At 63.0% G+C, this 13,278-nt stretch carries 11 protein-coding genes; 5 read left to right on the top strand and 6 right to left on the bottom strand.

What is annotated here, in order from left to right; genetic code table 11:
• Positions 1–6: 6 nt before the first annotated feature.
• From pilP to CWE01_RS10200, 4 genes are read right to left on the bottom strand one after another with little or no spacing between them, the layout of a single operon-like run.
• Positions 7–534, bottom strand: coding sequence for a type 4a pilus biogenesis lipoprotein PilP (gene pilP, locus CWE01_RS10215; RefSeq protein ID WP_100940409.1), 528 nt, complete (start codon positions 532–534; stop codon positions 7–9).
• Positions 531–1,160, bottom strand: a complete 630-nt coding sequence (pilO, locus tag CWE01_RS10210; protein WP_100940408.1) for a type 4a pilus biogenesis protein PilO — start codon at positions 1,158–1,160, stop codon at positions 531–533. The genes pilP and pilO overlap by 4 nt, the downstream gene beginning before the upstream one ends.
• Positions 1,157–1,723: a PilN domain-containing protein gene (locus tag CWE01_RS10205; protein ID WP_100940407.1), complete on the bottom strand. Its 567-nt coding sequence runs from the start codon at positions 1,721–1,723 to the stop codon at positions 1,157–1,159. The genes pilO and CWE01_RS10205 overlap by 4 nt, the downstream gene beginning before the upstream one ends.
• The gene (locus tag CWE01_RS10200) at positions 1,723–2,787 is read right to left on the bottom strand and encodes a pilus assembly protein PilM (protein ID WP_100940406.1); all 1,065 of its coding nucleotides are present in this window, start codon (positions 2,785–2,787) and stop codon (positions 1,723–1,725) included. The genes CWE01_RS10205 and CWE01_RS10200 overlap by 1 nt, the downstream gene beginning before the upstream one ends.
• A gap of 205 nt (positions 2,788–2,992) precedes the next feature.
• On the opposite strand from CWE01_RS10200, the gene CWE01_RS10195 reads away from it, so the two are divergent.
• Positions 2,993–5,425, top strand: a complete 2,433-nt coding sequence (locus CWE01_RS10195; RefSeq protein WP_371315551.1) for a penicillin-binding protein 1A — start codon at positions 2,993–2,995, stop codon at positions 5,423–5,425.
• 217 nt (positions 5,426–5,642) lie between these two features.
• Here the strand turns inward: CWE01_RS10195 and CWE01_RS10190 are convergent, their stop codons facing one another.
• Together CWE01_RS10190 and rpmE are read right to left on the bottom strand one after the other, a co-directional pair.
• Positions 5,643–6,911, bottom strand: coding sequence for a malic enzyme-like NAD(P)-binding protein (locus tag CWE01_RS10190; protein ID WP_100940404.1), 1,269 nt, complete (start codon positions 6,909–6,911; stop codon positions 5,643–5,645).
• A gap of 288 nt (positions 6,912–7,199) precedes the next feature.
• A complete protein-coding gene (rpmE, locus tag CWE01_RS10185) occupies positions 7,200–7,421 on the bottom strand; it encodes a 50S ribosomal protein L31 (RefSeq protein ID WP_100940403.1) in 222 nt (73 codons plus the stop codon).
• Positions 7,422–7,607: 186 nt separating this feature from the next.
• Between rpmE and CWE01_RS10180 the strand changes: the two genes are divergently transcribed.
• The 4 genes from CWE01_RS10180 to hslV all read left to right on the top strand — a co-directional run bounded on the left by CWE01_RS10180 (position 7,608) and on the right by hslV (position 13,261).
• A complete protein-coding gene (locus CWE01_RS10180; RefSeq protein ID WP_100940402.1) occupies positions 7,608–9,827 on the top strand; it encodes a primosomal protein N' in 2,220 nt (739 codons plus the stop codon).
• 225 nt (positions 9,828–10,052) lie between these two features.
• Complete coding sequence (gene argS, locus CWE01_RS10175) at positions 10,053–11,792, top strand: arginine--tRNA ligase (protein ID WP_100940401.1); 1,740 nt, start codon at positions 10,053–10,055, stop codon at positions 11,790–11,792.
• A 1-nt stretch (position 11,793) separates the two neighbouring features.
• On the top strand, positions 11,794–12,504 hold the full coding sequence (locus CWE01_RS10170; protein WP_100940400.1) for an SPOR domain-containing protein: 711 nt from the start codon (positions 11,794–11,796) through the stop codon (positions 12,502–12,504).
• 226 nt (positions 12,505–12,730) lie between these two features.
• Complete coding sequence (gene hslV, locus CWE01_RS10165; protein ID WP_100940399.1) at positions 12,731–13,261, top strand: ATP-dependent protease subunit HslV; 531 nt, start codon at positions 12,731–12,733, stop codon at positions 13,259–13,261.
• The last annotated feature ends 17 nt before the right edge of the window (positions 13,262–13,278 follow it).

Below are 13,278 nucleotides of genomic sequence, written 5' to 3'. Positions count from 1 at the left end.
ATTCCACTATGAGTGCTCTTTCAAAGGGATGGAGCGCGGTCGTTCCAGCCAGGCGCCTTCGCCGTCCGGAACGATCTCGATCACCTCGACCTGGGAATCGGTGATAGCCACGATACGGCCATCATTGCGTCCCAGGTAGTCGCCCACTTTCAATCGATGGACACCACCGGCCCCACGCACCAGGGCAAAGGTGCCGCTGGCATTGGAGAGGGTGCCGACCATTTCGAACTGCTCGATGTTGAAGCCCTCGAGGAATTGCTTGGTCCTGTTCGGATCAGGCTTGACCTCGTGGGAACCTTTCTGGCGATTGACCATATCGATCTTCATCGGCGGCTGGAACGGGCTGCGCAGCGCAGCGGCACTGTAGGTGAACATCTCGAAGGCACGAAATTTCGGCGTCGGCTCGATATTGCCCGCCGGCCGCGCGCGCACTTCCTTCATGTACGCATCGAGGTCGCTGAAATCGTTGCTATTGCCGCAGCCGGCCAGCATCAGCGCCAACAGGGTCAGGCAGATCCCATGCAAGCGGCTCATTTCTGCAGCCCCTTGTCGTTGTAGCGATAGGTCTTGGCCAGGATGCTCATGCGCAATTTGGTGCCGCCGGCCGGTGATGCCGCCACCGGTTTGATCTCGAAATCATGCAGGGTCACGATCCGTGGCAGGGCCGCCACGCCGCTGACGAAGGTGGCCAGGTCGTGATAGGCGCCGGTCACGGTAATCTGGATCGGCAGTTCGATATAGAACTGTTGCGTGACTTCCGGCAGGAGCTTGATCTCCTCGAACTCCAGCCCGCTGCCCAGCCCCGTGCGCGTGATGTCCTCCAGCAGCCCCGGCACCTCGGTGTCGCTCGGCAACTGCTTGAGCAGGGTGCCGAAGGAGGTTTCCATATCCTCCATCTGCCGGGTATAGGCTTCAAGGTTCGCGGCCAGGTGGGCCTTGGTGGCGAATTGCTCCTTGAGAGTCACTTCCGTCAAGCGCTGCTGGTCCAGTTGATCGGTGAGGTCCTTGATGTAGAAGTTGTAGCCCAGGGCCAGCACCAGGATCGCGGTCAGTATGCCGCTTGCGACCTTGACCACCGCCGGCCAGGAACCGATGTTCTGCATGTCGAGGTCGCCGAGATCGACCTTGCGCAGGTTTTCCAACCAGAGGGAGACATTCATTTGGCCGCCCCCTCGGATTTTGGCTGGGTCTGGCGCACGCTCAGCTGGAAGGTGTTGGCCTGGTCCACCGCGCCGGCGGTGGTCGCCTTGACCTCGGTCAGCGTCGGCGCGGTCAGCCAATCGGAGGCCTCGAGGTTGCGCATCAGGTCCGACACGCGGTTGTTGGACTCGGCCGCGCCGCTGATCGCGATGGTCTTGTCAGTCATCTTCACTTCGGTGAAGTACACGCCGTCCGGCAGGGTCCGCACCAGTTGATCGAAGATCCGTCCGCTGATGGAGCGGTTGCCCTGCAGGTCCTGGATGATTTTCATGCGCTCGATCAGTTGCTGGCGACGCGCCTTGAGCTCGCTGATCTGCTTGATCCGGCCGTCGAGCTGGGCGATTTCCTTGTTCATGTAGGCATTGCGCGCGACCTGGCGATCAACGGCACCGCTGAAGTACTGGTCGGTCAGCAACACCACGCCGACCGCCGCCACCAGGACGCCGACCAGGGCGGTCAGGAAACGCTTGCGGCGCTCTTCACGCAGTTGCTCGCGCCAGGGCAGAAGGTTGATCCGCGCCATCAGTCGAAACTCCTCAAGGCCAGACCGCAGGCGATCATCAGGGCCGGCGCATCACTGGCCAGGGCCCCGGCGTTGACCTTGCTGCTCAAGGCCATGTCGGCGAAGGGGTTGGCCACCAGGGTCGGCGTACCGAGCCGCTGCTGGATCAGGTGATCGAGCCCGGCAATCGAGGCAGTACCGCCGGCGAGCAGGATGTAGTCGACATCGTTGTACTGCCCGGAAGCAAAGAAGAACTGCAAGGAACGCGACACCTGCTGGACCACCGCATCCTTGAATGGCTGCAGCACCTCGGCAACATAGTCGTCGGGCAGCCCGCCCTGTTTCTTCGCCAGCCCCGCCTCTTCGTTGGACAGGCCGTAGCGGCGCTGGATTTCCTCGGTGAGCTGGCGACCGCCGAACAATTGTTCGCGGGTGTAGATGATCCGGCCGTTATGCAGGACGCTGAGGGTGGTCATGGTGGCGCCGATGTCCACCACCGCCACCGTCAGCTTCTCGTGGTCGCTGGCCAGTTGCGCCGCGAGCAGGCCGAAGGAGCGTTCCAGGGCGTAGGCCTCGACATCGACCACCTGGGCTTCGAGTCCGGCCAGGGCCAGGGCCGCTTCGCGGACTTCGACGTTTTCTTTCCGACAGGCGGCAAGCAGGACTTCGACACGCTCGGGATTACGCGCCGAATAGCCCTGGATCTCGAAATCGATGGCCACTTCTTCCAGGGGATAGGGAATGTACTGGTCGGCCTCGATCTTCAGCTGGTTTTCCATTTCGTCATCGGAAAGCCCGGCGTCCATCTCGATGGTCTTGGTGATCACCGCGGAGCCGGCCACGGCCACCGCCACGCCACGCACATTGGTCTTGGCCTTGAGCAGCACCCGTGCAAGGGCCTGCCCGACGCCTTCGAGCTCGGCGATGTTCTTTTCGACCACGGCATTGGCCGGCAACGGTTCCACGGCGTAGGACTCGACCCGATATCGATTGCCTGAACGGCTCAATTCGAGGAGCTTTACCGAGGTGGAACTGATGTCGATCCCCAGGAGCGAATGCGCTTTTTTGCCAAAGAGTCCAAGCACTACCGATTCCCTATTACTATCCGCGACTTACGGACCCTTTATGATGATGGGCATTTAATAGCAGTCTTGACATAAGCGCAAATGACGCTCACGTCCAAAAATGCTTATAATGCCCAGCGTTTTTTCCGAATCGCCGAACCAGCGCTTGCTGCGAATTTAGCCTGACGCCTAACCCATTCTTTTATCTGGAAATCCACAAGCCTTGATTCGTCTGCTGAAGTTTTTCGGGTGGTCTTTCGTCGCCGTGTTCTGCGGGCTGCTGCTCGTCCTGAGCGGCGCTTTTCTTTATCTTAGTCCGGGCCTGCCGTCCGTCGAGACTTTGCGCAGCATACAATTGCAGATTCCGCTCAGGGTCTACACCAGCGATGGCAAGCTGATCGCCGAATTCGGCGAGATGCGCCGTTCGCCCCTCAAATTCGCAGACATTCCGCCGAATTTCATCAATGCCCTGCTGAGTGCCGAGGACGACAACTTCGCCAACCACTATGGCGTCGACCCGAGCAGCCTGATGCGCGCCGCGACCCAATTGGTCAAGAGCGGGCACATCCAGTCCGGCGGCAGCACCATCACCATGCAGGTGGCGAAGAACTTCTTCCTCTCCAGCGAGCGTAGCTTCTCGCGCAAGACCAACGAAATTCTTCTCGCCCTGCAAATCGAACGCCAGCTGACCAAGGACGAGATCCTCGAGCTGTACGTGAACAAGATCTACCTGGGCAACCGTGCCTACGGTATCGAAGCGGCGTCTCAGGTTTATTACGGCAAGTCGATCCGCGACATCACCCTCGCCCAGATGGCCATGATCGCCGGCCTGCCGAAGGCGCCGTCGCGGTTCAACCCGCTGGCCAACCCGGTGCGCGCCAAAGAGCGTCGCGACTGGATCCTCGGCCGCATGTACAAATTGGGCAAGATCGACGAGGCCGCCTACCAGGCCGCCATCGTCGAGCCGATCAACGCCAGCTATCACGTGCCGACGCCGGAAGTGAACGCGCCGTACATCGCCGAGATGGCCCGTGCGGAAATGGTCGGTCGCTATGGCAGCGAAGCCTACACCGAAGGCTTCCGCGTCACCACCACCGTGCCGAGCAACCTGCAGGAGCTGGCCAACCACTCGATCGAAGAAGGCCTGATCGCCTACGACCAGCGCCACGGCTACCGTGGGCCGGAGTCGCGCCTGCCGGGCAAGACCCGCGATGCCTGGATCGCCGAGCTGGGCAAACAGCGCACCATCAGCGGCCTGGATCCGGCCATCGTTACCCAGGTGGACAAGACCAGCCTGCACGTCCTGACCCGCAACGGCCCGGAAATCGTCAACTGGGACAGCATGAAATGGGCCCGTCCGTACCTCAATACCAACAGCCTCGGCGCCGCCCCCAAGCAACCGTCTGACGTAGCCCAGGTCGGCGACCTGATCCGCGTCCAGCGCCAGGCCGACAACAGCCTGAAGTTCAGCCAGGTACCGGTGGCCCAGGGCGCACTGGTCTCCCTTGACCCGCAAAACGGCGCGATCCGTGCCCTGGTCGGCGGTTTCGCCTTCGAGCAGAGCAACTACAACCGCGCCACCCAGGCCAAGCGCCAACCGGGCTCGAGCTTCAAGCCGTTCATCTACAGCTCCGCGCTGGACAACGGCTACACCCCGGCGAGCCTGGTGAACGATGCGCCGATCGTGTTCGTCGACGAGTACCTGGACAAGGTCTGGCGGCCGAAAAACGACACCAACACCTTCCTCGGCCCGATCCGCTTGCGCGAGGCGCTGTACAAGTCGCGTAACCTGGTCTCGATTCGCCTGCTGCAAAGCCTGGGCGTCGACAAGACCATCGACTACATCGCCAAGTTCGGCTTCAACAAGCAGGATCTGCCGCGCAACCTGTCCCTGGCCCTGGGTACCGCGACCCTGACGCCGATGGAAATTGCCACCGGCTGGAGCACCTTTGCCAATGGCGGCTACAAGATCACCCCGTACCTGATCGACAAGATCGAAAGCCGCAATGGCGAAACCCTGTTCGTCGCCAACCCACCGAGCGTGCCGACCGGCGCGGCGGCCAGCAGCGGCATCGCGGCACCGAGCCAGCCGTCGTTCACCGTCAACAGCACCAATGACACCCCGGCTCCGGCCGCCCAGGCGCCAGCGGTGGCCGAGCGAATCATCGACGGACGGACCACCTTTATCCTCAACAGCATGCTCGAGGACGTGATCAAGCTGGGTACCGGGCGTCGCGCCCTGGCCCTGGGCCGTGGCGACCTGGCGGGCAAGACCGGTACCACCAACGACTCCAAGGATGCCTGGTTCACCGGCTACAACGCCGACTACATCACCACCGTCTGGACCGGTTTCGACCAGCCAGAAAGCCTGGGTCGTCGCGAGTTCGGTGGCACTGTGGCGTTGCCGATCTGGATGGACTACATGGGCGCAGCCCTCAAGGGCAAGCCGTTGCACACCCAGGCGGAGCCGGAAGGCATCCTCAGCCTGCGGGTGGATCCGATCAGCGGCCGCGCGGCGACACCGGGCACGCCGAACGCCTACTTCGAACTGTTCAAGAGCGAAGATACGCCGCCGTCGGTCAATGAAATCGGCAATGGCGGCAGCGCCCCGGGCAGCCCGCTGCCGGCGGACGAGGCGGCGCCGATCGATCTGTTCTGATCGGGCGGGGCGGCCAAACCGCCGCCCCTTTGTAGGAGCTGGCTTGCCAGCGATGAGCCCCTTGAGCCTTGTGCTGCTCATGCGGACGCCATCGCTGGCAAGCCAGGCTCCTACAGGGGACCGCGTCCAGCCTGACTGACCTGTACCGCCCAAACGGCAGCCACAAAAAAGCCCCGACTCATTCGAGCCGGGGCTTTTTGTTTGACGCTACAACGACTTAGCCGTTGAACACGTCATCCACGCTTTTCAGCGGGTAGTTCTTCGGATACGGCAGGGTCGCCACACCGGTCTCGATTGCGGCTTTGGCCACGGCATCGGAGATCAGGGTGATCAGACGGGCATCCATTGGCTTCGGAATGATGTACTCACGACCGAATTCCAGCTTGATGCCGCCGTAGGCGTCGCACACTTCCTGAGGCACCGGCAGCTTGGCCAGTTCGCGCAGGGCGTTGGCGGCAGCCACTTTCATCTCTTCGTTGATGCGCTTGGCGCGAACGTCCAAGGCACCACGGAAGATGAACGGGAAGCCGAGGACGTTGTTGACCTGGTTCGGGTAGTCGGAACGACCGGTGGCCATGATCACGTCGTTGCGAGTGGCGTGAGCCAGCTCTGGCGAGATTTCCGGATCCGGGTTCGAGCAAGCGAACACGATCGGGTTGGCCGCCATCGACAGCAGGCCTTCAGCGTCCAGCAGGTTCGGGCCGGACAGGCCGACGAACACGTCCGCGCCTTTCAGGGCATCAGCCAGGGTGCGCTTGTCGGTAGGGTGGGCGAACACGGCCTTGTACTGGTTCAGGTCGTCACGGCCAGCGTGGATCACGCCAGTACGGTCAACCATGAAGATGTTTTCGATCTTGGCGCCCATGCTCACCAGCAACTTCATGCAGGAGATGGCGGCAGCGCCGGCGCCCAGGCAGACGATCTTGGCTTCCGGCAGGGTCTTGCCGGCGATTTCCAGGGCATTGATCATGCCGGCCGCGGTGACGATCGCGGTGCCGTGCTGGTCATCGTGGAACACCGGAATATCGCACTGCTCGATCAGAGCACGTTCGATCTCAAAGCACTCAGGGGCCTTGATGTCTTCCAGGTTGATGCCACCGAAGGTGATGGAGATACGCTTGACGGTGTCGATGAAGGCTTGCGGGCTTTCCGAATCGACTTCGATGTCGAACACGTCGATGCCGGCGAAACGCTTGAACAGTACGCCCTTGCCTTCCATCACTGGCTTGGAAGCCAATGGGCCGAGGTTACCCAGGCCGAGAATCGCGGTGCCATCGGAAATGACTGCAACCAGGTTGCCCTTGCCAGTGTACTTGTAGGCCAGCTCAGGATCGCGGGCGATTTCGCGTACGGGTTCGGCGACGCCAGGGCTGTAGGCCAGCGACAGGTCACGGGCGGTGGCGGTGGCTTTGGTGAGCTCGACGCTCAGCTTCCCTGGACGGGGTTTGGCATGATATTCGAGAGCGGCAGTTTTCAAATCTGACATGTGGGCATTCCGCTTTTTACTGTGGGACTGACGGACCGCCGAGGATACGCGTGTCGCCAAGTCCTCACAAGACTGACCAGTCACAGGTGTCAAGCGCTTGTCCCTACGACTTTGGCCCAAGAGCCGCGAAACACAAGGCGCAGACTGTGCACAATCAACAATAAAAATGTCTACAATTTTTTATGCAGGGATCGCTGATACAAATCGCGCCCACAAAAAAGGCGTCCACGGGGGACGCCTTTTTTATCGACCGGGAAAAACCAGCGGTTTTTCCCGGAACGATCAGCCTCAGGCCTTTTTGACAGCGCCGAACATGCCGAAACGGTCGGCGAACTTCTGTACGCGGCCGCCGGTGTCCAGGGTCTTCTGCTTACCGGTGTAGAACGGGTGGCATTCGTTGCACACGTCGATTGGCAGTGCTTTGCCATGGGTCGAACGGGTCACGAACTTGTTACCGCAGCTGCAGGTAACGTCGATGTCTACGTATGCTGGATGGATATCGGCTTTCATGGGGACTTCCTCAGGCTGGCGTGCCGCCGCTCAACACGATTGTTGAACACCGCACGTAATTTAGCCGGCGATCATACCAGACCTTTTGCCCGACGCAAGTGGCCAGCACACCCTCCGTCGGGAAGACACTGCCCGAGCCGTCTGCTAGGCTCGCGCCCTCCATGAACCCCTCCCAGAGAGAACCGCGTGCCCGACGCCATCCTGCGCCTTGCCCTGCCCTCGCCACTGCGCCGCCTGTTCGACTACCGGGCGCCGGAGGGCGTGCCGCGTAGCGCGTTGCAGCCCGGCATGCGCCTGCGGGTGCCGTTCGGCCGCCGGGAGATGATCGGCATCCTGGTGGAAATCGCCGAGCACAGCGAGGTCCCGGCGGAAAAGCTCAGGCGCGCCACGGCCCTGCTCGACGCCACCACGCCGCTGCCGCCGGCGCTGTTCAAGCTGTGCCTGTGGACCGCCCAGTATTATCAGCACAGCCTCGGCGACACCCTGAGCTGGGCGCTGCCGGTGCTGCTGCGCCAGGGCGAGCCGGCCGAGGCGCGCCAGGACCGCTTCTGGTCGATGGTTCCCGGCGCCCGCCTCGACGATCCGCGTATCGCCCGTGCCCCGCGCCAACGCGAGGCCCTGGCGACCCTGGCGCAGCATCCCCACGGCGTGGCCCATCAACTGCTGAGCAAACTGATGCTGAGCAAGGACAGCCTCGACCTGCTGCTGGCCAAGGACCTGGTGCAGGTGGAAGTTCGTCGCCATGCCCCCGGCGCGCGCCACGAACACTGGCTGGCGCAACCGGAACTGCCGCTCAACAGCGAACAACGCGCCGCCTGCGAAGCGATCCGCGCCGGGTTCGACAGTTTTCATGCGTTCCTGCTGGCCGGGGTCACCGGCAGCGGCAAGACCGAAGTCTATCTGCAACTGATCCGCGAAACCCTGGAAGCCGGCAAGCAGGCGCTGGTGCTGATCCCGGAGATCAACCTGGGGCCGCAGACCCTGGCGCGTTTCGAGCAACGCTTCAATGCCCGTATCGCCCTGCTGCACTCGGCGGTGAACGACCGCGAGCGCCTGGACGCCTGGCTTGCCGCCCGCGACGGCGAAGCCGACATCATTATCGGCACCCGTTCGGCGCTGTTCACCCCGATGAAAAACCCCGGGTTGATCATCATCGACGAAGAGCACGACGGCTCCTATAAACAGCAGGAAGGCCTGCGTTATCACGCCCGCGACCTGGCGCTGGTGCGCGCCCGCCAGGAAAATATCCCGATTGTGCTGGGCTCGGCCACGCCATCCCTGGAAAGCCTGCACAACGCCTACACCGGGCGTTATGGCCTGTTGCGCCTGACCGAGCGCGCCGGCGGCGCCAAGCAGCCGCGCTTCCTGCGCCTGGATGTGAAAAGCCGGCCACTGGACAGCGGCATTTCCGGACCGATGCAACAGGCCATCGGCCAGACCCTCGCCGCCGGCCAGCAGGTGCTGGTGTTTCTCAACCGCCGCGGCTTCGCGCCGACGCTGTTGTGCCACGACTGCGGCTGGATGTCCGAATGCTCGCGCTGCGATGCGCGCATGACCGTGCACCAGCGCTCCGGCGAACTGCGCTGCCATCACTGTGGTTATGTCGAACGGGTACCACGCAACTGCCCGCAGTGCGGCAAGGTCGACTTGCGCCCGGTGGGTGCCGGGACCGAGCGCGCCGAAGAGCGCCTGGGCATCCTGTTTCCCGATTACCCGGTGCTGCGGGTCGACCGCGACAGCACCTCGCGCAAGGACGCGATGAACCAGCTGTTCGCCACCATCCAGAAAGGCCAGCCGTGCATCCTGGTGGGCACGCAGATGCTTGCCAAAGGCCATCACTTTCCCCGGGTGACCCTGGTGTCGATCCTCGATGCCGACGGCGGCCTGTTCTCCGGTGATTTTCGCGCCAGCGAGCGCATGGCCCAGTTGATCGTCCAGGTCGCGGGCCGGGCCGGGCGGGCGGAAGAGCCGGGCAAGGTGATTATCCAGACGCACCTGGCGGACCATCCGCTGTTGATTCAGCTGACCGAGCAGGGTTATTTCGCCTTTGCCGAGCAGGCCTTGAGCGAACGCCGGGCGGCAGGCTTGCCGCCCTTTGCGCATCTGGCCCTGTTGCGGGCCGAGGCCCACAAGCCGGGGCAGGCCGAAAGTTTTCTCGATGAAGCCTGCAGCGAGGCCGAGCGTTTGCTGGCCGAGATGAACCTGGGCGGTATCGAGCTGCTGGGGCCGGTTCCGGCACCGATGGAGCGCCGGGCCGGGCGTTATCGTGCGCAGTTGTTGTTGCAGGCCAATGGCCGGGCCTCGTTGCACCGACTGTTGAGCAGTTGGTTGCTGGTGTTGGAGCAGATGCCCAGTGGGCGGCAGGTGCGCTGGTCGTTGGATGTCGATCCCGTAGATTTGTATTGAGCCGACGGACGCCTTCGCGGGCAAGCCCTGCTCCTACAGGACCGAGTCGTACGCAAATACTGTGGACGACACGAAACTGTAGGAGCAGAGCTTGCTCGCGAAGAGGCCCACCCAGGCACCACAAGTCCATAAGCGGTTGGCAAGCTCGCCCCGGCAACGGATAATGCCCAGTTTTTCCACCTGCGCATCGAAGCGCCGCCGCGCATGCGGTCGAAAGAGAAGACCATGAAAGACACCATTCGCCAGCTGATCCAACAAGCCATCACCCAACTCGTCACCGAAGGTGTGTTGCCTGAAGGGCTGACGCCGGCGATTCAGGTGGAAAACACCCGGGACAAGACCCACGGCGACTTCGCCAGCAATATCGCGATGATGCTGGCCAAGCCGGCCGGCCTCAAACCCCGCGACCTGGCGGAAAAGATCATCGCCGCCCTGCCCGCCGCCGACAGCGTGAGCAAGGCCGAGATCGCCGGCCCGGGCTTCATCAACTTCTTCCAGAACACCCAGGCCCTGGCCGCGCGCCTGGACGCCGCCCTCGCCGACGCCCACATCGGCGTACGCAAGGCCGGCCCGGCACAGCGGGTGGTGGTCGACCTGTCGGCCCCCAACCTGGCCAAGGAAATGCACGTCGGCCACCTGCGCTCGACCATCATCGGCGACGGCGTGGCGCGCGTCCTCGAGTTCCTCGGCGACACCGTGATCCGGCAGAACCACGTCGGCGACTGGGGCACCCAGTTCGGCATGCTGATGGCCATGCTCGAAGACAATCCCGACATGCTCAAAAGCGCTCTGTCGGACCTGGAGGACTTCTACCGCGCGGCCAAGAAGCGCTTTGACGAAGACCCGGCGTTCGCCGACCGCGCGCGCAAGCTGGTGGTCGACCTGCAAGCCGGCGACGAGGCGTGCATCAAGGCCTGGAGAAGCTTTACCGATATCTCCCTGTCCCACTGCCAAAGCACCTACGAGCTGCTCAACGTCAAACTGACCATGGCCGACGTCATGGGCGAAAGCGCCTATAACGACGACCTGATCAACGTGGTCAACGACCTCCGGGCCAAGGGCATGCTGGTCGAGAGCAACGGCGCCCAGTGCGTGTTCCTCGACGAGTTCAAGAATGCCGAAGGCGAGCCGCTGCCGGTGATCATCGTCAAGGCCGATGGTGGCTATCTGTACGCCACCACCGACCTGGCCGCCGTGCGCTACCGCAGCAACGTGCTGAAAGCCGATCGTGCACTGTACTTCGTCGACCAACGCCAGGCCCTGCACTTCCAGCAGGTGTTCGCGGTGGCGCGCAAGGCCGGCTTCGTCGGCCACCCGATGGAAATGGAGCACATGGGCTTCGGCACCATGAACGGCGCCGACGGCCGTCCCTTCAAGACCCGCGATGGCGGCACCGTGAAGCTGATCGACCTGCTGACCGAGGCCATGGACCGCGCCTATCTGCTGGTCAAGGAAAAGAACCCGGAGCTGGCCGAAGACGAACTGCGCACCATCGCACGCGTGGTGGGCATCGGCGCGGTCAAGTACGCCGACCTGTCCAAGCATCGCACCAGCGACTACAGCTTCAACTTCGAGCTGATGCTCAACTTCGAAGGCAACACCGCGCCGTACCTGCTGTACGCCTACACCCGCGTGGCCGGCGTGTTCCGCAAACTGGGCACGGATTTCAGCCAGGTTGAAGGGCAGATCGCCCTTGAAGCGCCCCACGAGCATGAACTGGCCGCCAGACTGGCGCAGTTCGGCGAAGTCCTCGGCAGCGTTGCCGAAAAAGGCACGCCGCACGTGCTGTGCACCTACCTGTACGATGTCGCCGGCCTGTTCTCCAGCTTCTACGAGAACTGCCCGATCCTGTCCGCCGACACCGCCGAACAGAAACAGAGCCGCCTGCGCCTCGCCGCGCTGACCGGTCGCACCCTCAAGCAAGGCCTGGAATTGCTGGGTCTGGAAACCCTGGAGCGTATGTAAGTTGGCTGCCAAGAAAACCCCAGCACCCAAACGTGGCGCCAGCCGTTACCAAGCTCCTGCGAAAAAGCCGATCCCGGGCTGGTTGTGGCTGGCGATCGGCCTCAGCGTGGGCGCCTTCATCGTGTTCCTGATGAAGCTGGAGCCGGGCAAGGGCGATGACGTCAAACGGGTCAGGCAGGAACAGCTGAAGGCGAGCAAGATCGCCGAAGCCAACAAGACCCCGCCGAGCCCGACCCAGCCGGTCAAGCCCAAGTACGACTTCTACACCTTGCTGCCGGAATCGGAAGTGATCGTGCCGCCGGAAGCCGTGCCGGAGAAAACCCTGCCGACGCCGCAGCCCGTGCCGACGCCAACCACCCCGGTGACCCCGGCCGAAGCGGCGAAGATCGATACCGCACGGGCCCAGGCCGCGCTGTCCGGGATTACCCCGCCACCGCCGCCACCCGTGGCAGTGACCAAACCGGCCGCAGTCACGCAGTTCTTCCTGCAGGCCGGCTCGTTCCGCAAGGAAGCCGATGCCGACAAGGTCCGGGCGCAGATCATCCTGCTCGGGCAGGCGGTGGCGGTGGAGTCCGGGACCGTGAAGGACGAGACCTGGTATCGGGTATTGGTCGGACCGTTCAGCAACCGCGAACAGCTGACCAAGGCCCAGAAACAACTGGCCGGCAGCGGTTTCAACAACCTGTTGCTGCAGCAGCGCCAGAGCCGCTGACGGGCGCGAAACCTCTGGAGGTGGTGCTTGCCGGCAAGGGCTCTGGCGCCCTCGCGGCCCTATCGCCAGCAAGCCGGCTTGCTGGCGATGGCAATCGATCAGACAAAACAAACCTCGCCCGCCTACACCACTCATCCCCTCATCCTGCCCACGGTTGAAAAACCCACCACCACCCCCATATGAGTTTCCATCAGGCATTTTCGCCCCGCTGCGTGGAGATTCTCCCTTGACCACCATCGTTTCAGTTCGTCGCCACGGCAAAGTCGTCATGGGTGGCGACGGCCAGGTTTCCCTCGGCAACACCGTCATGAAGGGCAATGCGAAAAAAGTCCGGCGCCTCTACCACGGTGAAGTCATCGCCGGTTTCGCCGGTGCCACCGCCGACGCCTTTACCCTGTTCGAACGTTTCGAAGGCCAGCTGGAAAAACACCAGGGTCATCTGGTCCGCGCCGCTGTCGAATTGGCCAAGGAGTGGCGCACCGACCGCTCCCTGAGCCGCCTGGAAGCCATGCTGGCGGTCGCCAACAAAGATGCTTCACTGATCATCACCGGCAACGGCGACGTCGTTGAGCCGGAAAATGGCCTGATCGCCATGGGCTCCGGTGGTGGCTACGCCCAGGCCGCAGCCAGCGCGCTGCTGAAGAATACCGACCTGTCGGCCCGGGAAATCGTCGAAGCCGCCCTGGGTATCGCCGCTGACATCTGCGTCTTCACCAATCACAACGTCACCATCGAGGAGCAGGACCTCGCGGAATAACCAGCCCGTCCGGCTGC

It is taken from the genome of Pseudomonas sp. QS1027, from assembly GCF_002814235.1.
Classification (GTDB): Bacteria; Pseudomonadota; Gammaproteobacteria; order Pseudomonadales; family Pseudomonadaceae; genus Aquipseudomonas.
Note: the sequence above shows the minus strand (reverse complement) of the source record. Positions and strands in the feature narration are given on the sequence as shown.

Excerpts from the sequence above, each read along its gene's own strand:
- pilP (WP_100940409.1), bottom strand. The coding sequence starts at position 534 with ATGAGCCGCTTGCATGGGATCTGCCTGACCCTGTTGGCGCTGATGCTG.
- pilO (WP_100940408.1), bottom strand. The coding sequence starts at position 1,160 with ATGAATGTCTCCCTCTGGTTGGAAAACCTGCGCAAGGTCGATCTCGGC.
- CWE01_RS10205 (WP_100940407.1), bottom strand. The coding sequence starts at position 1,723 with ATGGCGCGGATCAACCTTCTGCCCTGGCGCGAGCAACTGCGTGAAGAG.
- CWE01_RS10190 (WP_100940404.1), bottom strand. The coding sequence starts at position 6,911 with ATGTCAGATTTGAAAACTGCCGCTCTCGAATATCATGCCAAACCCCGT.
- rpmE (WP_100940403.1), bottom strand. The coding sequence starts at position 7,421 with ATGAAAGCCGATATCCATCCAGCATACGTAGACATCGACGTTACCTGC.
- argS (WP_100940401.1), top strand. The coding sequence starts at position 10,053 with ATGAAAGACACCATTCGCCAGCTGATCCAACAAGCCATCACCCAACTC.